The organism is Embleya sp. NPDC050154, from assembly GCF_044460165.1.
GTDB lineage: Bacteria > Actinomycetota > Actinomycetes > Streptomycetales > Streptomycetaceae > Embleya.
In genome coordinates this window covers 36996-63063 of the sequence record NZ_JBITJP010000007.1, presented here as the reverse complement: position 1 = coordinate 63063, position 26068 = coordinate 36996, and the positions used below count along the sequence as shown (strand labels likewise).

Below are 26068 nucleotides of genomic sequence, written 5' to 3'. Positions count from 1 at the left end.
GCTCCGGACCTGACGAGCGGGTACGCCCCGCCGGTCACCCGTGGTCTGCCACGCGGCCGACCGCGGGTCGCGGACCGGCTACGGAACCGGCTCGAACTCCTTGACCGCGTCGATCGCCGGCCCGTGCGGCGTGTTCGCCTCGCGCTCGATCATGATCTCCACCAGGACCGGGCGCGATGTGCGCTGCGCCTCCTTGCGGGCCCATTCGATGGTGGACCGGATGTCGTCCGGCTCCACCACCCGCTTGCCCGAGCAGCCATACGCCTCCATCAACTTGACGTTGTCGGTGCCGACCTCGTCGTAGTGGATGTCGACCTGGAAGTTCATCTCGTACGGGATCGACGCCTGGCGGATCAGCCCGAGGTACTCGTTGTTGATCATGATGATCACGAACGGCACGTTGTACTGCGCCGCCACCGCGAGTTCCTCGACCAGGTACTGGAAGCCGTAGTCGCCGACGATGCCGACCACCTCGGCGTCCGGGTCGCTGTGCTTGAGCGCCTTCTTGACGCCGATCGCCGCCGGGATCTCCCAGCCGAGCGGGCCGGCCTGGCCGCAGACCTGGTAGTGGCGCGGCTTGTAGGCCTTCTGGTGCTGGCCGCCCCAGATCTGGTAGAGGCCGATCGCGGTGACGAAGTAGGTGTCCTCGTCGAAGACCTCGTTGATCTCCTTGTACACCCGCGGCGCCTTGATCGGCACGCTGTCGAAGTCCTCGCGCCGGGTCAGCGTCGCGCGCAGCTCCTGGATCCGGGCCACCCACGCGCCCGCCTCGCGGCGGATGCCCCGCTCCTTCGCGGTGGCCAGGATCGCCTGGAGGAAATGCCGGGTGTCCGAGACGATGCCCAGGTCCGGTTCGAAGACCTTGCCGATCTGGGTCGGCTCGATGTCCACGTGGATGAACTTGCGGGTGCCCCGGTAGACGTCCAGCGTGCCGGTGTGCCGGTCGCCGAAGCGCGCGCCGAGCGCGAGCACCAGGTCGGACTCCAGGAACGACGCGTTCCCGTAGCGCTGCGAGGTCTGCACGCCGGTCATCCCGCTGTAGAGCGCGTGGTTCTCGTCGATCGAGCCCTTGCCCATCAGGGTGACCTGCACCGGAATCCGGAGCAGTTCGGCCAGCTCGACGAGCTCCTCGTGCGCCTCGCCGATGATCACGCCGCCACCGGAGAGCAGCAGCGGACGCTCGGCGGCGAGCAGCAGGTCCAGGGCGGCGTCCACGCGGGGCTGGTGTGGGAGCACCTCGCTCACCGGCAGCGGCGCGTCCACCTCGGAGTCCCACCAGATCTCCTGCTTCTGCACGTCCAGCGGCAGGTCGATCAGCACCGGGCCGGGCCGGCCCGAGCGGGCCAGCCGAAACGCCTCGCGGAAGATCCACGGCGCCTGTGCGGCCTCCTTGACCTGCACGGACCACTTGGTCACCGGCTTGGCGATCTCGACGATGTCGACCGCCTGGAACGCCTCCTGGTGCAGCTTGCTGGAGACGGCCTGGCCGGTGATGCACACGATCGGGATGGAGTCGGCGAGCGCGGTGTACAGACCGGTGATCATGTTGGTGCCGGCCGGACCGGACGTACCGATCGCGACGCCGACCCCGCCGTTCGTACGGGCCCAGCCGTCGGCCATGTGGGTCGCGCCCTCTTCGTGCCGGACGATCAGGTGCTCGATGCCGCCGACCGTTTCCAGGGCCTGGTACAGCGGCAGGATCGCCGCGCCGGGACAGCCGAACGCGGTGTCCACACCTTCGGACCTGAGCACCTCGACGACGGCGTTCATGACCGGAACTCGACGGGGTGCCATCAGTTGTCTCCCTGCTTCGAACTGCCTTGCCCGGAACTGCCTTGCTCGGCACCGCCTTGCCCGGAACTGCCTTGCCCGGAACTGCCTTGCTCGGCACTGCCTTGCCCGGAACTGCCTTGCTCGGCACTGCCTTGCCCGGAACCGCCCTGCGCGGGAGAGCCGTTGAGCCTTTCCAGGCCGAGCAGCAGACCGGAGTGGTCCAGCCCGCCGCCGCCCTGGGCGCGCAGCGACGCGACGAGTTGCGCGGTCAGGCCGGCGAGCGGCAGCACGAGGTCGAACTCGCGGGCCGACTCGGTGACGATGCCCATGTCCTTGTGGTGCAGGTCGATCCGGAACCCGGGCTTGAAGTCGCGGTCCCGCATCACCCGGGCCTTGCGGTCCAGGACCGTGCTGCCGGCCAGGCCGCCGGCGAGCACCTTCAGGCCCGCCTCGGTGTCCACCCCGGCACGTTCGAGGAACAGCAGTGCCTCGGCGACGAGTTGGATGTTCCCCGCGACGATGAGCTGGTTGGCCGCCTTGACCGTCTGGCCCGCGCCGTGCGGGCCGACGTGCACGATGGTCTTGCCGAGCACCTCGAACAGGGGCAGCGCGGCGGCGAAGTCCGCCGCCTCACCGCCGACCATGATGGACAGCACCGCCTCGATCGCGCCCGCCTCGCCGCCGCTGACCGGGGCGTCCAGCACCCGCAGCTTTCGCTCGGCGCCGGCCTCGGCCACCGCGATCGAGGTGCCGGGCTTGATCGAACTCATGTCGATCACCAGGGTGCCGGGCTCGACCGTGTCCAACACGCCGCCGTCGCCGAACATCACCTTCTCGACGTGTGGGTCGGCCGGGAGCATGGTGATCACCACGTCCGCGTCGCGCACCGCCTCGGCGATGTTCGCCGCGCCCTTGCCGCCGGCCGCGATCAGCCGGTCGATGGCGTCCCGCTCCAGGTTGAACCCGGTCACCTCGTGGCCGGCCCGGACCAGGTGGGCGGCCATCGGACCGCCCATGATGCCGAGACCGACGAAACCGATCCTCTTGCTTGCGCCGGTCATCCGGCCCCTCCCTTGGTGTCGCGCAGCTCGCGCGGAAGCCAGCCGAAGCTGTCCGCGCTCGGGCCGACGGGCTTGTATTCGAGGCCGACGCGCCCGGTGTACCCGGCGGCGACGAGTCGGCGGAACAGGTCTTCGAAGTCCAGCCCGCCGGTGCCCGGTTGCCCCCGTCCGGGAGTGTCGGCGATCTGTACGTGGCCGAACCGGTCGGCGTACGTGTCGATCACGGCGGTGAGGTCCTCGCCGTTGCGGTCGAGGTGGTACAGGTCGCACAGGAAGGTCGCGTTGCCCAGGCCGGTCTCGGCGTTGACCTTGTCCACCACCGCCACCGCTTCCGCGGCGGTGGTCAGCGGATAGCGCGCGTTCTCCGGCGTGTTGAGCGCCTCGATCAGCACGATCGCGCCGATGCCGTGCGCGGCGTGGGCCGCCAGGGCCAGGTTCTCCAGGGCGAGTTCGTCCTGGGCCCGCGGGTCCACGCCGTCCTCGCGGTTGCCGTACAGCGCGTTCAGCGCGCGGCAGCCCAGGCTCTCGGCGAAGCCGGTCGCCGCGGCGATGTTGTCCCGAAAGCGCGCCGATTCGGCCGGCCGGGACAGCAGGCCGCGGTCGCCGGCGGGCATGTCGCCCGCGTCGAAGTTCAGGCCGACCAGGTCGACGCCGGCGTCGCGGATCGCTCGGGCGAGCGCGTCCAGCTCGGCGTCGGCGGGGGTCGGGCCGCCGAAGGGCCACCACAGCTCGATCTCGGCGAAGCCGGCCTCGGCAGCGGCAGCGGGCCGCTCGAGGAGCGGGAGTTCGGTGAAGAGGATCGAGAGATTGATGTCGAAGCGCAGATCACGAGCGCTCACGGGATCACCTCTTCCACGTCGGTTCCACAATGCGGAAGTAAGATTCTGCTCACCGGAATGATGTCACGCGCCTTCAACAGTTTGTCAAGGGTGGCCGCCGCAGTCTGACCCACGCGCGCCCCGCCGACCAGCCCCCCGCCCAGGCCGCTCCCGCCCCGTCGAATCGCCGGCCCGCGGCGCGGGCCCGGCGAGGCTCCCGAGCCGGGCGCTAGGGTTCGAGCGTGCGATTGCGGATTGAGTTCTCGACCGAGCCGTTCGACCTGGACGGCGTGCCGGCCCACGCCCTGGAGGCCCGCCGGGTCCTCGACGAAGCGGGCCTCGACGTGGAGGTCGGCCCCTTCGGTACGACCGCCGAGGGCGAGGCCGACGTGGTCCTCGCCGCGCTGGACAAGGTCTACCGAGGCGCGCTCGGGGTCGGCGCGACTCGGATCTCGGTGCAGGTCACCACCGTGCCGACGGCGCCGGGAGGCCCCGCGTGAGCCCCGCAGAACACCCGCTGGCCGCCGCGATCAAGCCGCTGGTGACCGCGATGGGCGCGCAATTCGTCACCCCGGACGAGGCCGGCCCCGAGGACGTCGTGCTGGACTGGGAGGGCGAACCGGCCGTCGCCGTCCGCCTCCCCGGCCTCGGCACCGCCCTCGACCGCCTCCTCGGCGACGCGGAACGCCAGTACGGCCCGCTGGCCGACCTCGACCGCGAGGCCAAACAGCGCGTGGTCCGCACCCTCGAACAACGCGGCGCCTTCACCATCCGCCACGGCGTCGAGACCGTGGCCGCGGCCCTGGGCGTGAGCCGCTTCACCGTCTACAACTACCTCAACCGCGAATCCCGAGGCTGAACCCGGCCCCCTCGGCCCGGCCCGACCCGCGCGAGGGCGAGCGCCGCCGCGCGCGGAAACGAAGTGCCTCCCCCACGCGAGCACTTCGGCGAGCCTCGTTTCCGGCGGGTCACGTTGTGTTCACCACGATGATCGACTTCAACAAACTGTTGACGCGGGAGATTCGGAGCGCCTAGCGTTCCGGCCATCGTCGCGTCGGGGTATTCGCTCGGACGCGGCGCATGGCTCTGGACGGGCACGCCCGCCGAGTGAGGAGGTTCCCGACATGTCATCAGCGCCAGGACTCGACAGACTCGACGCCGCGTCCGCCGAAGAGGCGATCCGACTGCTCGGTGAGGTCTGCGCGAGTCGTGCCTGGATCGGCGCGCTGCTCGCGGCCCGGCCCTACGGCGACCCGGAGAAGTTGTACGCGAGATCCGACGAGGCGGTGGCGATCCTGACCGCCGACGATCTCCAGGAGGCGATCGACGGTCACGCGGTGATCGGCCGCCCGCGCCACGACGATCCGCAGTCGACGCGCGAGCAGTCCGGGGTACACCGGGCGGGTGACGCGGTGTTGGCCGATCTGCGGGCCGGGAACATCGCGTACGAACAGCGGTTCGGCCACGTCTTCCTGATCTGCGCGAGCGGTCGCAGCGCCGCGGAGATGCTCGCCGAACTGCGGCACCGACTCGACAACGACCCGGCGTCCGAGTGGGAGGTCACCCGCGAGGAACTGCGGAAGATCAACCGCCTGCGCCTGGAAGGGCTGATCTCCGCGTGATCTCCACCCACATCCTGGACACCAGCGAGGGCCGGCCGGCGCCGGACGTGCCGGTCGAGTTGTCCCGACGCGCGGCCGACGGGACGTGGACCGTACTGGGCAACTCGGCGACCAACGCCGACGGACGCTGCCCGGATCTGCCGCCGCTGGGCGTGGATCCCGCCGCCGGCCCGGTCGACGTACGACTGGTCTTCGACGTCGCCGCGTACCGCCGCGCCCGCGGCGAGACGCCGTTCTTCCCGGAGGTGCAAGTGGTCTTCACCGCCGACCCCGGAACGCACTACCACGTACCGCTTTTGCTCAACCCGTACGGATATTCCGTCTATCGAGGGAGCTGACAGGCATGCCGATGGTGCTCGGCCAGAATCAGTACGGAAAGGCGGAGACCCGCGTGGTCCGGGTCCGCCGCGACACCGAACGGCACGAGATCAAGGACCTCAACGTCAGCGTCGCACTGTCGGGCGAGTTGTCCGACACCCACTTCACCGGCGGCAACGGCAACGTGCTGCCCACGGACACCATGAAGAACACCGTGTTCGCGTTCGCGCGAGAGCACGGCATCGACTCGGCCGAGGCCTACGGCATACGCCTGGCCCGGCACTTCGTCGAGTCGCAGCCCTCGATCACCCGGGCCCGGGTGCGGATCGAGGAGTACCCCTGGAACCGCATCCCCGCCGCCGAGGCGCGCAATCGCTTCGTCGGCGCGGACGAGATCCACCACTCGTTCGTCCGGGACGGCGGCGAGACCCGGACCACCGAAATCGTCTGGGAGCACGGCCGGGTCCGGGTGATCTCCGGACTCAAGGACCTGGTCGTGATGAACACGACGGCCTCCGAATTCTGGGGCTACATCAAGGATCGGTACACCACCCTCCAGGAGGCGTACGACCGGATCCTGGCCACCCAGGTCACCGCGCTCTGGCGGTTCTCCTTCGACGCGGCCGACGGCGCGAGCGAACCGAACTGGGAGCGCTCGTACGCCCAGGTCCGCCGGCACCTGCTGGAGTCCTTCGCCGAGACGTACTCCTACTCGCTCCAGCAGTCCCTGTACGCGATGGCGAACCGCGTGCTGACCCATCGGCACGAGGTGGACGAGGTTCGGCTGTCGCTGCCGAACAAGCACCACTTCCAGGTCGACATGGACCGGATGGGCGTCAAGAACGACAAGGAGGTGTACTACGCCGCCGACCGGCCCTACGGTCTGATCGAGGGCACCGTGCACCGCGAGGGTGTCATTCCGCTGATTCCGGTGGACTGACCTCGCTCGTCGGGCATAACCCCCGGAGGATTCTTCATCCGCCGTCCCGCCTCCGGGGCCCGCGCGCAGGACCAGACGGCGGTTCGTTGGCACATTGGACCGCTGCCGCAAGGGACTGCCCATGTCTGTAGGAAACTCCGCGCGGAACTCCGCCGGCTCCGCCCCCTCCGTGGCGGACTCCGCCCGCGCCGCCGGTTCCGGGCGCATCGTGATCGAGAACTGCGCGGTCGCGACCGTCGACGCGCGGGACACCGAGTACGCCTCGGGCCACGTCGTGGTCGCGGACAACCGGATCGAGTCGGTCGGCGCGGGTGCCGCCCCGGCCGGCCTGGAACACGTCGTCCGCCGGATCGACGGCACGGGCCACCTGGTCACCCCGGGGCTGGTCAACACGCACCACCACTTCTACCAGTGGATCACCCGCGGCCTGGCCCAGGAGTGCAACCTCTTCGACTGGCTCGTGACGCTCTACCCCACCTGGGCGAAGATCGACGACGAGATGTGTTACGCCGCCGCGCAGGGCTCGGCCGCCGCGCTGCTGCGCTCGGGGTGCACCACCTCCACCGATCACGCGTACGTCTTCCCCAAGGACGGCGGCGACATCCTGGGCGCGGAGATCCGCGCGCTGGCCGAACTGGGCATGCGTTTCCAGCCCACCCGGGGCTCGATGGACCTGGGCGAGTCGCAGGGCGGGCTGCCGCCGGACGCGTGCGTCGAGGACACCGACGCCGCGCTGGCCGCGACCGCCGAGGCGATCGACACCTGGCACGACCCGTCCTTCGACTCGATGGTGCGGATCACCGCCGCGCCCTGCTCGCCCTTCTCCGTGACTCCCGAACTCCTGCGTGGTGCCGCTCAGTTGGCCCGCGCCAAGGGAGTGCGACTGCACACCCACGGCTCGGAGACGGTGGAAGAGGAGGACTTCTGCCACGAGAAGTTCGGCATGGGGCCCACCGACTACCTGGAAAGCGTCGGCTGGTTGGGCGAGGACGTGTGGATGGCGCACTGCGTCCACATGAACGACTCGGACATCACCAAGTTCGCCGCCACCGGCACCGGCGTGGCGCACTGCCCGTCCTCCAACGCGCGGCTCGCCGCGGGCATCGCACGCGTTCCGGAGATGCTGGCCGCCGGCGTCCCGGTCGGCCTGGGCGTCGACGGCACCGCCTCCAACGAGTCGGGCGAGTTGGGTACGGAGTTGCGCAACGCGCTGCTGATCGCCCGACTGCGCCGCGGCCCGGCGGCGATGACGGCCCGCCAGTCGTTGCGGCTGGGCACGATGGGCGGCGCCAAGGTACTCGGCCGCGAACGCGAGATCGGCTCGCTGGAGCCCGGCAAGCTCGCCGACCTGGCCATGTGGCGCGTGGACGACGTCCTGCACGCGGGCATCGCCGACCCGGTCGCGGCCCTGGTCCTGGGCGCGGCGGCACCGCTGACCCTGCTGCTGGTCAACGGCCGCGAGGTGGTCGAACAGGGACACCTGTCCCGAGTCGACGAGGAGCAGATCGCCCGCAACGTGGCCCACGCGGCGGCCCGCCTGCGCGCCGAGTAGCCGACGGGAATCCCGGACACACCGTCACGCGGCCGAAGGTCCACCGGACTTCGGCCGCGTTTCGGCGTGTCCGGGGCACTCGGCCGGTCCGGTCGATCCGCCGTGGTCCCGATCCCGGGTGCCGTCAGTCGCGCGTCGTCGCGGCCTTCGCGACCAGGGCCAGCGGTACGGTCGCGCACCGGGTGGCGGACGCCACGGTCATGGTGCGCACCCCGGTGCGCCCGGCGATGTCGACCAGGCGCGCCGCGTCGCACAGGTAGGCCCGCGCGTGCGGGACGTCTCGGGCGCACGTGGCCGCGTCGACGAAGGCGGGCAGCCACGGTCGGCCGTCCTGCCCGTGGATGAAGACCACCGACTCGTCATCGTCGATCGGGACCACCACGCCGCCGGCCACGATCGCGGCGAGCAGGTCGGCGGGATCGGCGGGCTCGGTCCCGCTCTCGTCGGCGCGGTCGAGGAGGGCGGCCAGGGCCGGGTTCGCGGCAGTCATGCCATGATCATATGGGCCCTGATTGTCGGGATTCGGCACCGCCGACCGGCGGGCTCCCGGGGCACGCGAAACGGGCGGGTCCGACCTGGATCGGACCCGCCCGTCACCTTCCGCACGCCGTCCCGACACCTCGGGAGCCGGGACCGCTACGCGTCGCGCCCCAGCGTCCGCAGATACGCCCGCCAGCCGCCGAACTCGGTGATCTCCTTGTGCCTGCCCGACTCCGACTCGCCGCGGCGCAGGATCATCGAGAAGCAGGCCGAGCCGTCCTCGAGCTTGATGATCCCGAACTCCAGTTCGGCTGGCTCGGTGGGCAGCAGGTTGTCGCGCAGCACCTCGTCCGGGACCTCGTACACCTCGCCCGCGATCTGCGCCTCGCTCGCGGGATCGGGCAGCAGGCCCGGGCAGCGGTCGCCGATCGAGAAGAAGCGATAACCGGGCGCGGTACGGGTCTTGGCGACCAGCGGCGCACCCTCCAGGTGGTGGTGGAACGGACCACCCTCCATCGCCTGGCCGTTGAGGAACATCCGTGCCATGTGCTGCCTCCTGTTCGATGCCCGCGCGAGAACCGTCGGCGGCGCTCGGCGCCGCAGACGCAGGCGACGAGGTTTCGCCGTCGCCGAGATATCCCGAGAAGAAAAAGATGTAGAAGATGGGGATGCGGAACGACCGGGCCCGCCCGATTGGACGCGCCCCACGACCGCCGGGGTGGGCCCGGCCGTTCCGCGCTTGTGGGGTTTGTGCGAACGGCCCTATTCAGTCGAGGAGTTCGCATCCCGGCAGGGTGAGGAATTCGACGAACTCGTCGGCGAGGGCCACCTTGAGGAACAGGTCGCGCGCGTCCGTCCAGCGGCCGGCCTCGAACCTGTCGTCGTCGATGTCCTCGCGCAGCGCGCCCAGTTCCTCGACGACCAGACGCCGGACCAGGTCCGAGGTCACCTTGTCACCGGTGTCCGCGAGCACCACACCGTTGTTGATCCACTGCCACACCTGGGACCGGGAGATCTCCGCGGTCGCCACGTCCTCCATCAGGCCGAAGACGGCGACCGCGCCGTATCCGCGCAGCCACGCCTCCAGGTAGCGCAGCCCGACGCCGACCGCCGCGTGCAGCCCGGCGTTGGTCGGCGAAGCGTCCGCGGACGCCACGTCCAGGAGCTGATCCGCCGTCACCTCGACGTCGTCCCGGGTGCGTTCGATCTGGTTCGGCCGCTCGCCGAGCACCGTGTCGAACGCCTCGCGGCAGACCGGCACCAGGTCCGGGTGGGCCACCCAGGACCCGTCGAAGCCGTCCCCGGCCTCACGGTCCTTGTCGTCGCGCACCTTCGCCAGCGCCGCCGCGTTGGCCGCAGCGTCGCGTCGCGAGGGAATCACCGCGGCCATCCCGCCGATCGCGTGCGCGCCGCGCCGGTGGCACGTACGCACCAGCAGGTCGGTGTACGCGCGCATGAACGGCGCGGTCATGGTGACCGCGTTGCGGTCCGGCAGCACGAACGCGTCTCCCGCGTCGCGGAAGTTCTTCACGATGCTGAACAGGTAGTCCCAGCGGCCCGCGTTCAGGCCCGACGCGTGCTCGCGCAGTTCGTAGAGGATCTCGTCCATTTCGAACGCGGCCGTGATCGTCTCGATCAGCACGGTCGCGCGGATCGTGCCGCGCGGGATGTCCAGCAGGTCCTGCGCGTGCCGGAACACGTCGTTCCACAACCGGGCTTCGAGGTGGCTCTCGATCTTGGGCAGGTAGAAGTACGGGCCCAGGCCCCGGTCGAGCAGGCGGGCCGCGTTGTGGAAGAAGTAGAGCCCGAAGTCGACCAGCGCGCCGGCCGCCGGGACGCCGTCGACCAGGATGTGCCGCTCGTCCAGGTGCCAGCCGCGCGGGCGCATCACCACGGTGGCCAACTCGTCGTCCGGACGCAGCGCGTACGTCTTGCCCTCGGCGGTGGAGAAGTCGATCCGCCGGTCGTAGGCGTCGATCAGGTTGAGTTGGTGGGCGACGACGTTGTGCCAGGTCGGCGCCGAGGCGTCCTCGAAGTCGGCGAGCCAGATCTTCGCGCCGGAGTTGAGCGCGTTGATCGTCATCTTGCGATCGGCCGGACCGGTGATCTCCACCCGTCGGTCGCGCAGTGCGGGCGGCGCCTCGGCCACCCGCCAGTCGGCGGCGCGTACGTCGGCGGTCTCCGGCAGGAAGTCGAGCCGGCCGGTGCGGGCGATCTCCTCGCGTCGGGTCCGGCGCAGGTTCAGCAGTGCGTCGCGACGGCCGCCGAATCGGCGTTGCAGGCTCGCCACGAAGCGCAGCGCGTCGGTGGTGAGCACTTCGTCCGCTCGCGGCACGGAGCCGCCGGTCACTGTGCTGTGCTTGACCACGATGGCCGGTGCACTCATGGGTGGCTCTCCTTCGCCGTCGACGCTCTTTTGTAGAGTGGACATTAGTTTCCGGGAAACGGAAGTTCAACAACTTGTTGAATAAATTCTCGACGGAGGATCACGCCGTGGCCGCAGTCAACTCGAGCACCAACGGCACAGCCAACGGCGCGAGTGGTGGTGTCCAGTCGCTGGAACGTGCGTTCGACCTCCTCGAACTGCTCGCCGACGCCGGCGGAGTGCTGACGCTCAGCGAGCTCGCCGCGCGTTCAGGATTGCCCATGCCCACGATCCACCGCCTCGTACGCACGCTCGTTTCGCTGGGTTATCTGCGCCAGGACGCCTCGCGGCGATACACGCTCGGCCCGCGACTGATCCGACTGGGCGAGACCGCGGGCCGGCTGCTCGGCAGTTGGGCCCGGCCGTACCTGGCCGAACTGATGGAGACCACCGGCGAGACCGCCAACCTCGCGGTGCTGGAGGCGGGCGAGGTGGTCTACGTCGGCCAGGTGCCCAGCCGGCACTCGATGCGGATGTTCACCGAGGTCGGCCGCCGGGTCCAGCCGCACTGCACCGCGGTCGGCAAGGTCCTGCTCGCCCACCTGCCCGAGGCCGACGCCGCACGGGTCCTCGGCGGCCGGCCGCTGGCCTCGCACACCGAGCACACGGTCACCGATCCGGCCGCGCTGCTCGCCCAGTTCCCGCTGATCCGGGCGCAGGGCTACGCGGTCGACGACCAGGAGCAGGAACTGGGCGTGCGCTGCGTCGCCGTGGTGGTGCCGGGCGCGCCGACCGCGACCGCGCTGTCCGTGTCCGGACCCGAGGGCCGGATCCGGGCGATGGAGGAGCACTGGATGACCACCCGGATGCGGGAGATCGCGTCCCGCCTGGGGCAACGCCTGGGCGGGACCGAGTCGGACCCCGAGGCGATGCCCGCCCCTTGAGCCGTCCTCGACACCGAACCGGGCCGCCCCCGGCCCGCGCCCGACCGCACCCGGGCACGCCGGACCGCCCGGAGCGCGCCTTCGGACGAATCCACCAGACCGCGCGCGGCGTCGCCGGCCGCCTCTCGTACGTTCCGCCCGTGGACCGTGGGCGGCACGGACGGCTCTACTGACGGGCATGTCCCACCCCATCGCGCCGCCCGCCCCGCTGCTCGACCGGTTCGGTCGGGCGCACACCGACCTGCGTGTGTCCCTGACCGACCGGTGCAACCTGCGCTGTACCTACTGCATGCCCGCCGAGGGTCTGCCCTGGCTGCCCGCCGGCGAATTGCTCACCCGGGCCGAGACCACCCGCCTGATCCGGATCGCGGTGGACCGCCTCGGTATCCGCACCGTCCGGCTCACCGGCGGCGAGCCGCTGCTGCGGCCGGACCTGCCCGCGCTGATCGCCGACCTGGCCGGCCTGGACCGAGCCCCCGAGTTGTCGCTGACCACCAACGGCATCCGGCTGGCCGCACTGGCGCCCGCGCTGCGTGCGGCTGGACTGCGCCGGGTCAACGTCAGCCTGGACACCCTGCGGCCCGAACGGTTCGCGCTGCTCACCCGCCGGGACCGGATCGAGGACGTGTTCGCCGGACTGCGCGCGGCACGCGCGGCCGGCCTCGCGCCGGTCAAGGTCAACACGGTGCCGGTGCGCGGGATCAACGACGACGAGATCGTGCCGATGCTCGAGTGGGCGATCGAGCGCGGCTACCGGCTGCGCTTGATCGAGCAGATGCCGCTGGACCCGCAGGGCGCGTGGGATCGCGACCTGATGGTCACCGCGGCCGAGGTACTGGAGCGGCTGGCCGCCCGGTTCACGCTGACCGCCGTCCCGCGCGACGACGCGTCCGCGCCCGCCGAGGAGTGGCATGTCGACGGAAGCGCCGCCACCGTCGGGGTGATCGCGAGCGTGACCCGGCCGTTCTGCGGCGCGTGCGACCGGGTCCGGCTCACCTCCGACGGGCAGTTGCGCACGTGCCTGTTCGCCCGGGACGAGTCCGATCTGCGCACCCTGCTGCGCTCGGGCGCGGACGACGCCGAGATCGCCTCCGCGTGGCGGATCGCGCTGTTCGGCAAGGGCCCGGGACACGGCATCGACACGCCCGGCTTCCTCGCCCCGGACCGCCCGATGTCCGCGATCGGCGGCTGACCCGATGACCGCCGAAGCCGTACGCCGGCCGTCCGCGACCACATCCGCCGCGCCGGTCGTGCGCCTGTGCGCCATCCGCGACACCGCGCCGAGCGTCGACGAGGTGCTCGCCGCCATCGCCCACCCGGCGGCCGGCGGCACCTCGGTGTTCGTCGGCACGGTGCGCGACCACGACGCGGGCCGCGCCGTGCGCGCACTGTCCTACTCCGCCCATCCCCTGGCCGTCGACCGGCTCCGCGAGGTGGCAGAGCGCCTCGCCGCCGAGGAACCGGACATCCTGGCCGTCGCCGCGCTGCACCGGATCGGCGACCTCGTGGTCGGGGACACCGCGATCGCGGTGGCGGTGGCCACGGCGCACCGCGCGCGGGCCTTCGCCGCGTGCCGTGAACTGGTCGAGCGGATCAAGCACGAGGTACCGATCTGGAAGCAACAGACCTACACCGACCACTCTCGGGGCTGGGTCGCCTGCGAGCACTGACCGACGGGTTCGACTACCCGACCGGATCCAGTCCGAGCACCGCGCCGGCCACCGCCGCGAGGGTGGGCGCCACACCGGCGGTGTCCCGCAGATGACGCGTGCGGGCCACGTCGTTGATCGCGGTCAGCGCCGCGTGCACCCGGATCCGGGCCTGCGCCGCGCCGTACTCCGGTCGTACCGCGCACAGCAGGTGCGCCCACTCCATGAGGTAGTCCGCCTGCGCCTGGCGGGCCCGATGCCGAGCCTGCGTCGGCAGGTGCGACACCTCCGCGAGGAGCAGTGTGACCAGGTCGCTGTACTCGGCCGCGAACCGGATGTACGACCACAGCAGTACCCGCAGCGCGCCCTCGTCGTCCTCGGCGCCGGCCAGCGCGCGGGTCATGTCCATCGACAACCACTCGATACCCCGGGTCACCGCCGCCGAGAGCAGGTCCGCCTTGCTCTCGAAGTGGTTGTACACGCTGGGGCCGGCGATCCCCGCCGCCGCGCCGATGTCCTCGATGGCCACCCCGGCGTACCCGTGCTCGGCGAACATCCGTACGGCCGCGCCCAACAGCGCCTCGCGCCGGGAGCGCAGCACGATCCCGGTCGGCCGCGTCGGCGTGCGCGCGATCGACACCAGCTCGGCGGGCCGCGCGGTGACCGCGGCGCGGCCCAACTCCACGAGCAGCCGCACGTACTCCGGACGGGGTAGCTCGATCCGGTGGAAGGAGGGGCTGAGCAGTACCCCAAGGCCGCACCACGCGAGCAGTTCGGCCTGCCCTGGCGACAACTCCGGGCGGGCGTCCCGGATCAGCTCGGCGACCACCGCGGTGACCGCGTGGATCTCGCGCCGCACCTCGGCTCGCTCGGCCGCGGGCAGCAGTCGGCCCTCGCGCTGCCACAACACGCCGACTTCGCGGTGGTCGAGGGTGGCCGCGACCACCGCGCGCAGCACCGTGTCCGGGTCCTCGACCGCGCTGCGGGCCAGCGCGTCGCGCACCGGCGCGACCCCGTCGAGCACGACCTGCATGAGCAGGTGCTGCTTGCTGCGGAAGTGCCGGTACAGCGCGGAGGGCCCCATGCCCACGGCGTCGGCGATGTCGCTCATGCCCACGTCCGCATAGCCCCGGCGGTGGAACAGGTCGGCCGCGGCGGCCAGGATCAGCGCGCGACGGTTACGCGGTCGCGTCCCCCGGGCGGGCGGCACCTGTCCACCGATCTTGCGCACCGCAGCCGCCATCGCGTACTTCCTTCCGGGATCCGCCCCCGCGTCATTGTTCCAGCCGGCATGGCCCCGGGGGTGTGCCTTCGACACGCCCCCGCATGCCCCCGCCTTTGCCCCGCGTGCCCGCTGCGTCCCCGAGCCGGCTCCGCGTCGGGCACACGTCGGGCGCACGTCGAGCCGGACGCTGCACCGGGGAGCCGGCCGGCATCGGCCCGGTTACTACGCTGGGTGGCATGACGACCTCACTGATCACCGGCGCCACTTCGGGCCTCGGCGCCGCGTTCGCCCGACGGCTCGCCCACGAAGGGCACGCCCTCGTCCTGGTCGCGCGGGACGAGGAGCGATTGGCGCAGTGCGCCCGCGATCTGCGCGAGGAACACGGCATCACGGTGGAGGTGTTGCCCGCGGATCTGTCCCTCGACGAGGGGATCGCGGCCGTCGAGACGCGGCTGGCCGATCGGTTCGCGCCCGTGGACGTGTTGGTCAACAACGCCGGCTTCGGCAATCGGGGCGGTTTCCTGGACGCATCCACGGCGGACGAGGTGCGCATGCTCAAGGTGCACTGCGAGGCGGTGCTGCGGCTGACCACCGCGGCGAGTGCGGCGATGCGCGAGCGCGGTCGCGGCTGGGTGATCAACGTGGCGTCCGTCGCGGCCTTCCTGCCCCGCGGCACCTACGGCGCGAGCAAGGCATGGGTGGTCAGCTTCACCGAGGGCGCCGCCCGCGAATTGACGGGCAGCGGTGTGCGGTTGATGGCCCTGTGTCCGGGCTTCGTACGCACCGAGTTCCACCTGCGGGCCGGGATGGGCACATCCAACATCCCCAACTGGATGTGGTTGGACGCCGATCGGGTGGTGGCCGCCGCGATCCGCGACCTCGCGGTGGGCAAGACTGTCAGCGTGCCGGATCTGCGCTACAAGGCGGTGGTCGGGCTGGCCAAGCTCACCCCGCGCGGCCTGTTCGGCAGCGTGTCCACCAGGACTGGTCGGGTGTACGGGCCGACCCGCCCGTAGCCGGCAGGCCACGCCTACCCGCCCGCAACCGGTGCTCGGCGCCGACCCGCTCGGTGCCCGGCGGCGCCCGGTCACGCCGAAGGCCCCGTCGACATGGGGTCGACGGGGCCTACGGGCGCGCACCGGGCGGGGCGGTGTCACCGTCACGCCCCTCCCCCGGGCTTCCGCGAGGTCCGCTGCTCGGCGTCCGGGGACGCCGAGCCGTCAGCGCCTCGGGCGGCCCTTGGGCCGGTCGCTCTTGCCGCGTCGGGCGGCCTTGGGGGACTCGAGGGTGTCCGTCGCCTCCGCTGCCGGCGCCGCTGCGGAGTCCGCACGCTCGGCTTCGACGAACAGCGAGTTCTTGTTCTGCATGTGGGGTTTCGACTTCTGCTTGGCCATGGCCGTTTCCTCCTACGGAGAACCGATGGTCGGTCTCGTCCACTCTCACACCGTTCGTCACGGTGCGCATGTCGAGCGTCACATGTCGTGATGACCGGCTGTCACACGCCGTGATGATCGAATTCGAATGGCAGCTCGAGATTGCTTCTACGATGCCGGAATGCTCCTTGACCAACCCGAGCGCCCACCTCGGCCCCGGCCCCGCCGTGTCAAACGGCGGATCGCCGGCCTGCTGGCCGGCCTGGGCATCGTGTTCGGCTGCGCACAGTGCCTGGCCCCGGCGGACGTCCACGACGCCACCGCGAAGTCCTCGCTGTCCAGCAGTGCGCTCAGGGCCCCCGAGCCGCCCCAGGCCGCCGCCGCGCACCCGCCGTCGGAGACGCTGGACACTCGACGGGGCACGTCGCCGATCGACGGGCGCAGCTATATCCGTGCCCCGGGCACCCGGATCACCGTCTTCGCGCATCGGGGCGCGCCCACGGTGGCACCGGAGAACACCATGCCCTCCCAGGAGGCGGCCCGGAACGTGGGTGCGGACTGGATCGAGAACGACGTGCAGCCCAGCACGGACGGTGTGCCGCACATCATGCACGACGCCACCGTGGATCGAACCACCAACGGCAAGGGCGCGATCCGCGATCTGACGTCCTCTGACCTGGCCACACTGGACGCCGGGGCCTGGTTCAAGCCGGAGTTCGCCGGCACCCGCGTGATGACGCTGCGCGAACAGCTCACGGACCTGCGCACGCGCGGCGGACGACTGCTCCTGGAGATCAAGAATCCGCACTCCCGCGACGAGATCGCCCGGATCGTCCAGGAGGTACGCACCGCCGGGATGGCCGGTCGGGTATTCGTGCAGAGCTTCGACCAGGAGTCGTTGCGGCTGACCCGCGAGCTCGCCCCCGAACTGCCGCTGGGCCTGCTCAGCGATCAACTCGACGCCGATCCGGTCGCACTGGCCAAGGAGTTGCGGCTGACCTCGTACAACCCGTCGTACCACGGCCTGGCCCAACGCCCGAACGTGGTCCAGGAGTTGCACGCGGCCGGGATCGCGGTGCTGGCCTGGACGCCGGACGACCCGCGGGAGTGGGCCGCGCTGAACGACGCGGGGGTGGACGGGATCATCACGAACCGGACCGCCGACCTGGTCGCGTGGAACGCCGCGCACACCACCAAGGACGGCGCCCGCCCCTGACCCGCCCCGCCGGAAAACGGCCCGCGACCGACCCGGCCTCCCGGGTCGGTCGCGGGCCTCTTCGTAGCACGGGCCTTTGCGTGGACGGGCTTCTCCGCCGCTGGGCCTCTCCCCCCGCGGCCTCTCGGTCGACGAACCGAACCCGCGTTCGCGCGGAACCCGGTCGCACGTGCGCCGATCGGCTCCGGTCGTCCACGGAACCGCACCGGCAAACCCTTTACCTCGTGAGGGCAATGTGACATTTTACTGATGTGAGCGAACTCCGTCCCAGTGATGTCGTCGTCATCGGCGCGGGCGTGGTCGGCGCCGCGTGCGCCCACTACGCCGCGCGTGCCGGGCTGTCGGTCACCGTGCTCGACCGCGGCCCGGTCGCGGGCGGAACCACCGGCGCCGGCGAGGGAAACCTGCTGGTCTCGGACAAGCGTCCCGGCCCGGAACTGTCCCTGGCCCTGCTCTCGCTCCGCCTGTGGGCCGAGCTGGCGGCGGAGGGGCACGACTTCGAGTACCAGGCCAAGGGCGGCCTGATCGTCGCGCGCACCGAGGCCGAGGCGGTCGCGATGACCGTCGCGGCCGAGGCACAACGCGCCTGCGAGGTCTCCGCCCACACCATCGACGCGAAAGAACTGCACTTCTACGAACCGCACTTGGCCCCAGACCTGGCCGGCGGCACGCACTACCCGCAGGACGCGCAGGTGCAACCGGCCCTGGCCGCCGCCGCGTTGCTGCGCTCGGGCGTACGCCTGCACACCGGCGTCACGGTGACCGGCTTCCGGCGCGGGCGCGGCGATCGGGTGCTCGGCGTACGCACGTCGCACGGCGACATCGCGGCCGGTGCCGTGGTCAACGCGGCCGGCACCTGGTCCGGTGCGATCGCCGAGCTCGCCGGCGTGTCCCTGCCGATCCTGCCGCGCCGGGGATTCGTGCTGGTCACCGAGCCGCTCCCGCGGATCGTGCGACACAAGGTGTACGCGGCGGCCTACACCGGGGACGTCGCGAGCGACGACGCGGACCTGGCCTCCTCGGCCGTGGTCGAGGGCACTCCGTCCGGCACCGTGCTGATCGGCGCGAGCCGCGAACGGGTGGGCTTCGACCCCTCGTTCCCGGTACCGGTGCTGCGCCGGCTTGCCGCCCAGGCGATCGAGCTGTTCCCGATCCTGGCCGGCGTCTCGGTGTTGCGCGCCTATCGCGGCTTCCGGCCGTACTGCCCCGACCATCTGCCGGTCGTCGGCCCGGACCCGCGCGCGCCCGGCCTGCTGCACGCGTGCGGCCACGAGGGCGCGGGCGTGGGCCTGGCCCCCGCGACCGGCCTGCTCATCGCCCGAGCCCTGACCGGCGACGCCTCCGGGCCCGATCCCGGAGTCGACCCCACCCCATTCGCCCCGACCCGCTTCGCGGAGGTGTCCTCGTGACCGGCGTATCCCGACCCACCCCGGTCCACCCGCCCGACGAGGAGCACTTCCGGCTGAGGGTGGACGGCCGGAGCATCCCGGTCGAGGCCGGTCAGACCGTCGGCGCCGCGATGCTCGCCGCCGGGATCCGGTCCTGGCGCACCACCCGGTTCGCGGGCAAGCCGCGCGGGCTGTTCTGCGGCATCGGCGTGTGCTTCGACTGCCTGGTCACGGTCAACGGCACGCCGTCCCTGCGGGCCTGCCTGGTCACCGCCCGGCCCGACGACGAGGTGACCACGACATGATCCACGACCTGGTCGTCGTCGGCGCCGGCCCGGCCGGACTGACCGCCGCCGTCACCGCCGCCCGGTTCGGCCTGCGCGTCGCCGTTCTCGACGCCAACTCCCGGGCGGGCGGCCAGTATCACCGACACCGCGCGGGCCGGCCGCCGGCCTGGCCGCCGCTCACGCGCCTGCACACCGTCGAGCACCTGGCCGAACATCGCGTCTGGGCGGTGGAACGCTCGGCCGAGGGTTTCACGGTGCACGCCGTGGCCGGCGAGCGGGACACCACCCCGGTGACCGTCATCGGCCGCCGACTGCTGCTGGCCACCGGGGCGTACGACCGGCAACTGCCCTTCCCAGGCTGGGACCTGCCCGGTGTGTTCACCGCCGGCGGCACCCAGGCGCTGATCAAGGGCAACGGCGTGCCGCCCGGTCGACGTGCGGTGGTCGCGGGCACCGGCCCGTTCCTGCTGCCGGTCGCGGTCGCGCTGGCCGACGCGGGCGTCGAGGTGCGGGCCGTCCTGGAGGCGTCCCGGCCCACGCCGCGCGCCGCCGCCCTCGCGCCGCACAGCCCGGCCCGCGTGGTCGAGGCGGCCCGCTACGCCGCCGCGCTGGCCCGGCGGCGGATCCCCTATCGCACCGGCCGGGCCGTGATCGCGGCAACCGGCGACCACACCGGACTGACCTCGGTCACCGTGGCCCGGCTCGACGCGAACTGGCGCGCGCGGCCCGGCACCTCGACCGAACTGGCCTGCGACACGCTCGCGGTCGGCTACGGCTTCACCCCGCAGCTCGAACTGGCCGGCCAACTCGGCTGTGCGAGCACCCCGGACGGTTTCGTCGCGGTGGACGCGCGGCAGACCACCGACGTACCGGGCCTGTTCGCCGCCGGCGAGAGCACCGGCATCGGCGGAGTGCATCTCGCGTCGGTCGAGGGCGAGTTGGCGGCCCACGCGATGGTCGGCCGGACGCCGCCGCGCGCGTTGCTGCGCCGCCGGGCCGCGCTCACCCGGTTCGCCGACGGGCTGCGCGCGCTCTATCCGGTCCGACCGGGCTGGTTGTCCTGGTCGGACGCGCACACCCCGATCTGCCGCTGCGAGGAGGTGCCCCGAGGGCTGATCGAGGACGCGGCCCGCCGAGGAGCCGACGACGTGCGCTCGGTCAAGCTGCTCACCCGCGCGGGAATGGGCTGGTGCCAGGGCCGGATGTGCGCCGAGGCCACCGCGTGCGTGTTGTCCGACGTGCTGGACCGACCGGTCGCCGCGCCCCCGCCCACCCGTCCGATCGGTGTGCCCATCCGTCTCGGAGACCTAGCCCAAGGAGCCCCATGAGCCCACACCCCGCCACTCCTCCCCGCTCCGCCCCGGACCCGGCCGACCGCAAGCCGTGGCACGGAATCGTGGTGGCCACCGCGCTACCGCTGCGCGAGGACCTGTCCGTGGACTTCGACGCGTATGCCGAGCACGTGCGGTGGCTCGTGGATTCGGGCTGCGACGGAGTCTGCCCGAACGGCTCGCTCGGCGAGTACCAGTCGCTCACCCCGGACGAGCGGGCCCTCGTGGTGCGGGTCGCGGTCGAAGCGGTGGGCGGCGACCGGGTACTGCCCGGCGTCGCGGCGTACGGCGCGGCCGAGTCACTGCGCTGGACCGAACAGGCCGCCGAGGCGGGCGCCCGAGCGGTGATGCTGCTCCCGCCCAACAGCTACCGCGCGGACACCCGCACGGTGCTCGACCACTACCGCACCGTGGCCGGCGCCGGCCTGCCGATCGTCGCCTACAACAACCCGTTCGACACGAAGGTCGACCTGACCCCGCGACTGCTCGCGGACCTGTACGAGGAAGGGCTCGTGGTCGGCGTCAAGGAGTTCACCGGGGACGTACGGCGGGCCTACGAGGTGGCCGAACTCGCGCCCGGTCTCGACGTGTTGATCGGCAGCGACGACGTCGCGCTGGAGTTCGGCCTGGCGGGCGCGGTGGGCTGGATCGCCGGCTACGCGAACGTCTTCCCGCGCGCGAGCGTCGAGTTGTACCGCGCGGCGGTCGGCGGCGACGTGCGCGCCGTGTTGCCGCTGTACCGACTGCTGCATCCGCTGCTTCGGCTGGACTCGCGCACCGAGTTCGTGCAGTCCATCAAGTTGTCGATGGACCTGGCCGGCCTCCGGGGCGGCCCGTGCCGCCCGCCGCGGCTCCCGCTGCTGCCCGAACAGGAAGCCTCGGTGCGCGAGTTCACCGAGAAGGCACTCGCGGAGGGACTGACCTGATGCGCTCACGACACGTCTTCCACGCGGTCGACTCGCACACCGAGGGCATGCCGACGCGGGTGATCACCGGCGGCGTCGGGGTGATCCCCGGCACCACGATGGCCGAGCGACGCGTGCACTTCATGGCCCACCTGGACCACCTGCGCACGCTGTTGATGTACGAGCCGCGCGGGCACGGCGCGATGAGCGGCGCGATCCTGCAACCGCCGACGCGACCGGACGCGGACTACGGCGTCTTGTTCATCGAGGTGTCGGGCTGCCTGCCGATGTGCGGGCACGGCACGATCGGGGTGGCCACCGTGCTCGTCGAGACCGGCATGGTCGAGGTGGTCGAACCGGTCACCACGGTGCGGTTGGACACGCCCGCCGGTCTGGTGGTCGCCGAGGTCGAGGTACGCGACGGCGCGGCCCGTTCGGTGACCCTGCGCAACGTCCCCTCGTACGCACACACCCTGGACGCGACCGTGGACGTGCCCGGGCTCGGCGCGGTCGGCTACGACATGGCGTACGGCGGCAACTTCTACGCGATCCTGCCCATCGAGAAGGTCGGCCTGCCGTTCGACCGAACCGAGGCCGGACGCATCCTGGACACCGGGCTGGCCATCATGGCCGCGATCAACGAACAGGCCCGGCCGGTACACCCGGAGGATCCCGAGATCGCGGGCTGCCACCACGTGCAGTTCCTCGCCCCGGGCTCGGACGCCACGCTGTCGCGCAACGCGATGGCGATCCACCCGGGTTGGTTCGACCGCTCGCCGTGCGGCACCGGAACCAGCGCGCGGATGGCCCAGTTGGCGGCGCGCGGCGAGTTGGCGGTGGGACAGCAGTTCGTCAACGAGTCGTTCATCGGGACCCGCTTCCACGGGCGGATCGTGGACCGGACCGAGGTCGCCGGATATCCGGCCGTGCTGCCGCTGATCACGGGACGGGCCTGGATCACCGCCACGGCGCAGTATCTGCTCGACCCGGAGGACCCGTTCCCGGCCGGGTTCCGCCTATGAGGAACCGCCCGGGGACCGGGGCCGGGACCGGGCCGGGCTCCGGTGGGACCGGGCGGGAACCCGGGCGACGGCTCTCACGCAGCGTGGTCGAGCGTACGCACAGTTCCGATCCCACCCCCAGGGTGACTGACCGTCAGTAGCATGGCGGGAGGAGGCACCATGGACACGGGACACGGAGCGCTCGCGCTGCCGTCCTTCGACGATCGGCCGATCCTGCGGGATCGGGTGGCACGAGAGCTGCGCGCGGCGTTGATCGCGGGCGAGATGCGGCCCGGTGTGGTCTATTCCGCGCCCGCGCTGGCCGCGCAGTTCGGCGTGTCACCGACGCCGGTGCGCGAGGCGATGCTCGACCTCGCCAACGAGGGACTGGTCGAGGCCGTACGCAACAAGGGCTTTCGGGTCACCGAACTCTCCGACCGCGAGTTGGACGAGTTCACCGAGGTCCGCGCGTTGATCGAGATTCCGGTGGTGGCCCGGCTCGCGGGCGTGGTCACCCCGGCCCAACTGGCCGCGCTGCGCCCGGTCGCCGAGGAGATCGTCGCGGCGGCCGAGGTGAGCGATCTGATCCGGTACGTGGAGGCGGACCGTCGCTTCCACCTGTCGCTGCTCGCGCTCGCGGGCAACGAACACCTGGTTCGGGTGGTCGGCGATCTGCGCAAACGCTCGCGCCTGTACGGTCTGTCCCGACTCGCGGAGAACGGCCGACTCGTCGCGTCCGCCGCGGAACACCTCGAACTCCTGGACGCGCTCGCCACCGGCGACCCGGCCCGGGCCGAGAGTGTGATGGCGCGGCACATCGGCCATGTCCGCAATCTGTGGGCGGACCCGAACCAACCGGGCTGAGACCGGGGCGGGGTGGGGCCGGGGGCCGAGACCGCCTTCCGATCCCGGCTCCGGCGTCGGCGCCCGAGTCCTCGGACTTCGGGCGCCGAGCCGCTGCCGGACGGGGATGAGGGTGGGAGTAGGTCAGATCTTGCCGGCGACCATGTCCATCAGCCGGTCCAGGACCGCGCCACCGGAGGCGTGCGAGCCGTCGTGCTCCCACTCGTTGGTGACCCACGCGCGTACGTTGGCCACCTCGCGCACCGTCTCCAGGGACAGGTCCGCGTCCACGTACATGTCGTCGAAGTAGACCGCCGCCGCGACCGGGACCGGATTCGTCCGCAGTCGCTCGATGTCGTACAGGACCGGCCAGTCGTCGTGTCGGGCGAGCAGGTCGGCCGCCTCACGGAACGGGCGCAGGGCGGCGATCTCCTCGAACATCCAGGGGTACATCATCTCGCCGGTGAACAGCAGCCGGTCGGCGTTCTCGGCGAACTCCGGCAACCCCGCCCGCACCTTCTCCGCGGCCCAACCGGTGGCGACCTTGCCCTGGCCGTAGATCGGCTCCTGGAGCACGGCCCACAGGGGGTTGTCGGTGAGCGCGGTGGCGTGCATCACCGCGGCACGGAAGGTGTCCGAGACCTGGTCGCCGTCCCACGCCTCGTCCAGCATCCAGTGCACGCGCTCGTAGCCGTCGCCCATTCCGAACGCGTTGCCGAGGAACTGGAGCCGGCGCGGGGTCAGTCGGTCGCCGTCGGGCAGCCGGACGTCGTGCGCGGTGAGATGGTCGGCGAGCCGACGCACCTGCTCGACGTCGTCCGGGTAGCGGGCGTAGTACTCGGCGTTCTTGTCCCGCACCCGGGGATAGGTGCGCCGATAGACCTCCTCCGCGGTCACGTCCAGACCGATCAGCCCGCCGGTGACGTAACAGGACTTCAGCCCCTCGGGCGCCGTGGAGAGGTAGGCGAGGGTGATGAAGCCGCCGTAGCTCTGCCCGAGCGTCTCCCACGGCTCGTCGCCGCACAACCGCCGGCGGATCAGCTCGGCGTCGGCGACGATCGAGTCGGCGCGCATGTGTCGCAGCAGCGTGGCGAGTTCCTCGGGTGCGGTACGGGCGGCCAGGCTCGGCGTGATCGGCGTGCTGCGGCCGGTGCCGCGCTGGTCGAGGAGCAGGACGCGGTGCGTGCGCAGCGCGCGCTGGAGCCAGCCGGCGGGGCGATTGGGCCGGGCCGATTTGCCGCCCGGGCCGCCTTGGAGGAAGCACAACCACGGCCGCTTCTTGTCGACGGCGGTGGGATCGACCACCTCGCGGGCGAAGACCTCGATGGTGGGCCCGTCCGGACGGGAGTGGTCGAGCGGGACGGTGAATGTGTGATCGGTGAGGGCCATCCCCGGGATCCGGGTGATGCGGGTCATGCGGATTCCTCTCCAGCCTCTTGTCCGTGTCGTACGCGGGGCACTTTAGTGCCGTGTGACATTTCACAGGAGAGATGGGCTTCTTGTCTCGCCTCCCGGCGAAGCAATATCGGCACGACCCCGGGGTCCGGACGCACACGAGTGGGTCTGCCCTGATGTCGGGAGGTCGACTCGTTCGATACGTTCGGCTTGGTCGGATGGTTCGGCTTGCTCGGTTGGCTCGGCCTCCTCCAGGGGTTCGGGCCGCCGTTCGGCCCGTTCGGCTCTTCCGCGTGCTCGCTCGGTGCGGGATCGTCGTCGGGTCCGCGCGAGGATTCTCCGTTCCGCGAGGCGAGACGAGGCGAGGCGAAAGGTGGCAGTCGTGGCCGATGGTCCCAACGTTGCCGGTCCGTTTTCCGCGTTCCAGGACTCGATCTACCTCGATGGCCTGTTGACCGGGGAGACCCCCGCGTACCCGATCGACGCGTCCGACCTCGAGGCCGCCGCCGGAGAGCTGCTCGAACCGGGTCCGCGCGGATACGTCCTGGGCGGCGCCGGCGGTGGGGCGACCATGCGGGCCAACCGGGCGGCGTTCGAGCGGCGTCGGATCCTCCCGCGCATGCTGCGCGACGTGGGTGGGCGTGACCTGTCCCGCTCCGTGCTGGGCACCGACCTGCCCGCTCCGGTACTGCTCGGGCCGGTCGGCGTGCAGTCCATCGTGCACCCGGAGGGCGAGTTGGCGACCGCGCGCGCAGCCGCCGGCCTGGGGGTGCCGATGGTGGCGAGTACGGCGTCCTCGTACACGCTGGAGGAGATCGCCGCCGCCTCCGGCTCGGGTCCGCGCTGGTTCCAGCTCTACTGGCCGCGCGACAACGACGTCACCGTCAGCCTGCTCGCCCGGGCCCGGGCGGCCGGTTACACCACACTCGTGGTCACCCTGGACACATGGTTCCTGGGCTGGCGGCCGAGCGACCTGGAGCGGGCGTACCTGCCCTTCCTGCGGCAGGTCGGGATCGCGAACTACCTGAGCGATCCGGCCTTCCTGGCCGGTCTGAGCAAGCCGATCGCCGAGGATCCGACGGCGGCGATCGCGCACTGGGCGGGGATGTTCTCCGACCCCACCAAGACCTGGGACGACCTGGCGTTCCTGCGCGAGAACTGGATCGGTCCGATCGTGCTCAAGGGCATCCTGCATCCGGACGACGCGCGCCGAGCGCGCGACGCCGGTCTGGAGGGGATCGTCGTGAGCAATCACGGCGGACGCCAACTCGACGGCGCCATCGGCGCGTTGGATGCGCTGCCGAGTGTGGTCGAGGCGGCCGGCGGGGACCTTACGGTGCTCTTCGACAGCGGCGTGCGCACCGGCGCCGACGTACTCAAGGCGCTTGCCCTGGGTGCCCGCGCGGTCCTGGTGGGCCGCCCGTACGTGTACGGCCTCGCGCTGGGCGGTGAGGCGGGTGTCCGGCACGTACTGCGCTGCCTGCTGGCCGAGTTCGATCTGTCCATGGCGCTGTCCGGACACGCCGCTCTCGACGGACTGGACACGTCGGCGCTGGCCTCGGATTGACCTCGGGCCTGCTCC

General features: G+C 71.6%; 26 protein-coding genes and 1 pseudogene. 18 read left to right on the top strand and 9 right to left on the bottom strand.

From position 1 onward, the window contains the following. Positions 1-78: 78 nt before the first annotated feature. The 3 genes and pseudogenes from gcl to ACIBSV_RS16820 all read right to left on the bottom strand — a co-directional run bounded on the left by gcl (position 79) and on the right by ACIBSV_RS16820 (position 3673). Complete coding sequence (gene gcl / locus ACIBSV_RS16830) at positions 79-1794, bottom strand: glyoxylate carboligase (RefSeq protein ID WP_395863576.1); 1716 nt, start codon at positions 1792-1794, stop codon at positions 79-81. A gap of 155 nt (positions 1795-1949) precedes the next feature. Next, positions 1950-2834: pseudogene (locus ACIBSV_RS16825) on the bottom strand (2-hydroxy-3-oxopropionate reductase); the annotation flags it as partial. Further along, positions 2831-3673: a TIM barrel protein gene (locus ACIBSV_RS16820; RefSeq protein ID WP_395863574.1), complete on the bottom strand. Its 843-nt coding sequence runs from the start codon at positions 3671-3673 to the stop codon at positions 2831-2833. The gene ACIBSV_RS16820 and the pseudogene ACIBSV_RS16825, both read right to left, overlap by 4 nt. A gap of 221 nt (positions 3674-3894) precedes the next feature. Here ACIBSV_RS16820 and ACIBSV_RS16815 point away from each other — a divergent pair, with 221 nt between their 5' ends. The 6 genes from ACIBSV_RS16815 to ACIBSV_RS16790 all read left to right on the top strand — a co-directional run bounded on the left by ACIBSV_RS16815 (position 3895) and on the right by ACIBSV_RS16790 (position 8084). After that, positions 3895-4152 (top strand): thiamine-binding protein, encoded by a 258-nt coding sequence (locus ACIBSV_RS16815; protein ID WP_395863572.1) that lies wholly within the window; start codon positions 3895-3897, stop codon positions 4150-4152. A gap of 50 nt (positions 4153-4202) precedes the next feature. Beyond that, positions 4203-4511 (top strand): helix-turn-helix domain-containing protein, encoded by a 309-nt coding sequence (locus ACIBSV_RS16810; RefSeq protein ID WP_395864059.1) that lies wholly within the window; start codon positions 4203-4205, stop codon positions 4509-4511. A 265-nt stretch (positions 4512-4776) separates the two neighbouring features. Continuing rightward, on the top strand, positions 4777-5274 hold the full coding sequence (gene uraD / locus ACIBSV_RS16805; protein ID WP_395863570.1) for a 2-oxo-4-hydroxy-4-carboxy-5-ureidoimidazoline decarboxylase: 498 nt from the start codon (positions 4777-4779) through the stop codon (positions 5272-5274). After that, positions 5271-5612 carry a hydroxyisourate hydrolase gene (gene uraH / locus ACIBSV_RS16800; RefSeq protein ID WP_395863568.1) on the top strand — a complete coding sequence of 114 codons (342 nt, stop codon included), beginning with the start codon at positions 5271-5273 and terminating at the stop codon, positions 5610-5612. The genes uraD and uraH overlap by 4 nt, the downstream gene beginning before the upstream one ends. A gap of 5 nt (positions 5613-5617) precedes the next feature. After that, positions 5618-6532: a factor-independent urate hydroxylase gene (pucL, locus tag ACIBSV_RS16795; RefSeq protein WP_395863566.1), complete on the top strand. Its 915-nt coding sequence runs from the start codon at positions 5618-5620 to the stop codon at positions 6530-6532. A 121-nt stretch (positions 6533-6653) separates the two neighbouring features. Then, the gene (locus tag ACIBSV_RS16790) at positions 6654-8084 is read left to right on the top strand and encodes an 8-oxoguanine deaminase (protein ID WP_395863564.1); all 1431 of its coding nucleotides are present in this window, start codon (positions 6654-6656) and stop codon (positions 8082-8084) included. Positions 8085-8208: 124 nt separating this feature from the next. Here the strand turns inward: ACIBSV_RS16790 and ACIBSV_RS16785 are convergent, their stop codons facing one another. From ACIBSV_RS16785 to aceB, 3 genes are all read right to left on the bottom strand, one after another. Beyond that, positions 8209-8574, bottom strand: a complete 366-nt coding sequence (locus ACIBSV_RS16785; protein WP_395863562.1) for an SseB family protein — start codon at positions 8572-8574, stop codon at positions 8209-8211. Positions 8575-8720: 146 nt separating this feature from the next. Continuing rightward, positions 8721-9110 carry a gamma-glutamylcyclotransferase gene (locus ACIBSV_RS16780; RefSeq protein ID WP_395863560.1) on the bottom strand — a complete coding sequence of 130 codons (390 nt, stop codon included), beginning with the start codon at positions 9108-9110 and terminating at the stop codon, positions 8721-8723. A 220-nt stretch (positions 9111-9330) separates the two neighbouring features. Further along, the gene (gene aceB, locus ACIBSV_RS16775) at positions 9331-10950 is read right to left on the bottom strand and encodes a malate synthase A (protein ID WP_395863558.1); all 1620 of its coding nucleotides are present in this window, start codon (positions 10948-10950) and stop codon (positions 9331-9333) included. Between the two features lie 107 nt (positions 10951-11057). Between aceB and ACIBSV_RS16770 the strand changes: the two genes are divergently transcribed. The 3 genes from ACIBSV_RS16770 to ACIBSV_RS16760 all read left to right on the top strand — a co-directional run bounded on the left by ACIBSV_RS16770 (position 11058) and on the right by ACIBSV_RS16760 (position 13543). Next, on the top strand, positions 11058-11873 hold the full coding sequence (locus ACIBSV_RS16770) for an IclR family transcriptional regulator (RefSeq protein WP_395863556.1): 816 nt from the start codon (positions 11058-11060) through the stop codon (positions 11871-11873). Positions 11874-12051: 178 nt separating this feature from the next. Further along, complete coding sequence (gene moaA / locus ACIBSV_RS16765; RefSeq protein ID WP_395863554.1) at positions 12052-13065, top strand: GTP 3',8-cyclase MoaA; 1014 nt, start codon at positions 12052-12054, stop codon at positions 13063-13065. A gap of 4 nt (positions 13066-13069) precedes the next feature. Continuing rightward, positions 13070-13543, top strand: coding sequence for a molybdenum cofactor biosynthesis protein MoaE (locus tag ACIBSV_RS16760; protein ID WP_395863552.1), 474 nt, complete (start codon positions 13070-13072; stop codon positions 13541-13543). 13 nt (positions 13544-13556) lie between these two features. On the opposite strand, the gene ACIBSV_RS16755 is transcribed toward ACIBSV_RS16760, so the two are convergent. Beyond that, positions 13557-14765, bottom strand: a complete 1209-nt coding sequence (locus tag ACIBSV_RS16755) for a TetR/AcrR family transcriptional regulator (RefSeq protein WP_395863551.1) — start codon at positions 14763-14765, stop codon at positions 13557-13559. Positions 14766-14983: 218 nt separating this feature from the next. On the opposite strand from ACIBSV_RS16755, the gene ACIBSV_RS16750 reads away from it, so the two are divergent. Then, positions 14984-15763, top strand: coding sequence for an SDR family NAD(P)-dependent oxidoreductase (locus tag ACIBSV_RS16750; protein WP_395863549.1), 780 nt, complete (start codon positions 14984-14986; stop codon positions 15761-15763). Positions 15764-15967: 204 nt separating this feature from the next. Here the strand turns inward: ACIBSV_RS16750 and ACIBSV_RS16745 are convergent, their stop codons facing one another. Continuing rightward, positions 15968-16141 (bottom strand): hypothetical protein, encoded by a 174-nt coding sequence (locus ACIBSV_RS16745; RefSeq protein ID WP_395863547.1) that lies wholly within the window; start codon positions 16139-16141, stop codon positions 15968-15970. A 160-nt stretch (positions 16142-16301) separates the two neighbouring features. Between ACIBSV_RS16745 and ACIBSV_RS16740 the strand changes: the two genes are divergently transcribed. From ACIBSV_RS16740 to ACIBSV_RS16710, 7 genes are all read left to right on the top strand, one after another. After that, positions 16302-17336, top strand: coding sequence for a glycerophosphodiester phosphodiesterase (locus tag ACIBSV_RS16740; protein ID WP_395863545.1), 1035 nt, complete (start codon positions 16302-16304; stop codon positions 17334-17336). A 251-nt stretch (positions 17337-17587) separates the two neighbouring features. Next, positions 17588-18745 carry an NAD(P)/FAD-dependent oxidoreductase gene (locus ACIBSV_RS16735; RefSeq protein WP_395863543.1) on the top strand — a complete coding sequence of 386 codons (1158 nt, stop codon included), beginning with the start codon at positions 17588-17590 and terminating at the stop codon, positions 18743-18745. Continuing rightward, positions 18742-19029 carry a (2Fe-2S)-binding protein gene (locus ACIBSV_RS16730; RefSeq protein ID WP_395863541.1) on the top strand — a complete coding sequence of 96 codons (288 nt, stop codon included), beginning with the start codon at positions 18742-18744 and terminating at the stop codon, positions 19027-19029. The genes ACIBSV_RS16735 and ACIBSV_RS16730 overlap by 4 nt, the downstream gene beginning before the upstream one ends. Further along, positions 19026-20339 (top strand): FAD-dependent oxidoreductase, encoded by a 1314-nt coding sequence (locus ACIBSV_RS16725; RefSeq protein WP_395863539.1) that lies wholly within the window; start codon positions 19026-19028, stop codon positions 20337-20339. The genes ACIBSV_RS16730 and ACIBSV_RS16725 overlap by 4 nt, the downstream gene beginning before the upstream one ends. Beyond that, on the top strand, positions 20336-21268 hold the full coding sequence (locus ACIBSV_RS16720; RefSeq protein ID WP_395863537.1) for a dihydrodipicolinate synthase family protein: 933 nt from the start codon (positions 20336-20338) through the stop codon (positions 21266-21268). The genes ACIBSV_RS16725 and ACIBSV_RS16720 overlap by 4 nt, the downstream gene beginning before the upstream one ends. Further along, positions 21268-22269: a 4-hydroxyproline epimerase gene (locus ACIBSV_RS16715; protein WP_395863535.1), complete on the top strand. Its 1002-nt coding sequence runs from the start codon at positions 21268-21270 to the stop codon at positions 22267-22269. Before ACIBSV_RS16720 ends, ACIBSV_RS16715 begins: the two co-directional genes overlap by 1 nt. A 159-nt stretch (positions 22270-22428) precedes the next feature. Further along, positions 22429-23112, top strand: a complete 684-nt coding sequence (locus ACIBSV_RS16710; RefSeq protein WP_395863533.1) for a GntR family transcriptional regulator — start codon at positions 22429-22431, stop codon at positions 23110-23112. A gap of 123 nt (positions 23113-23235) precedes the next feature. Here the strand turns inward: ACIBSV_RS16710 and ACIBSV_RS16705 are convergent, their stop codons facing one another. Next, the gene (locus ACIBSV_RS16705) at positions 23236-24507 is read right to left on the bottom strand and encodes an alpha/beta fold hydrolase (protein ID WP_395863531.1); all 1272 of its coding nucleotides are present in this window, start codon (positions 24505-24507) and stop codon (positions 23236-23238) included. 361 nt (positions 24508-24868) lie between these two features. Between ACIBSV_RS16705 and ACIBSV_RS16700 the strand changes: the two genes are divergently transcribed. Next, complete coding sequence (locus tag ACIBSV_RS16700; RefSeq protein WP_395863529.1) at positions 24869-26053, top strand: lactate 2-monooxygenase; 1185 nt, start codon at positions 24869-24871, stop codon at positions 26051-26053. Positions 26054-26068 lie beyond the last annotated feature (15 nt).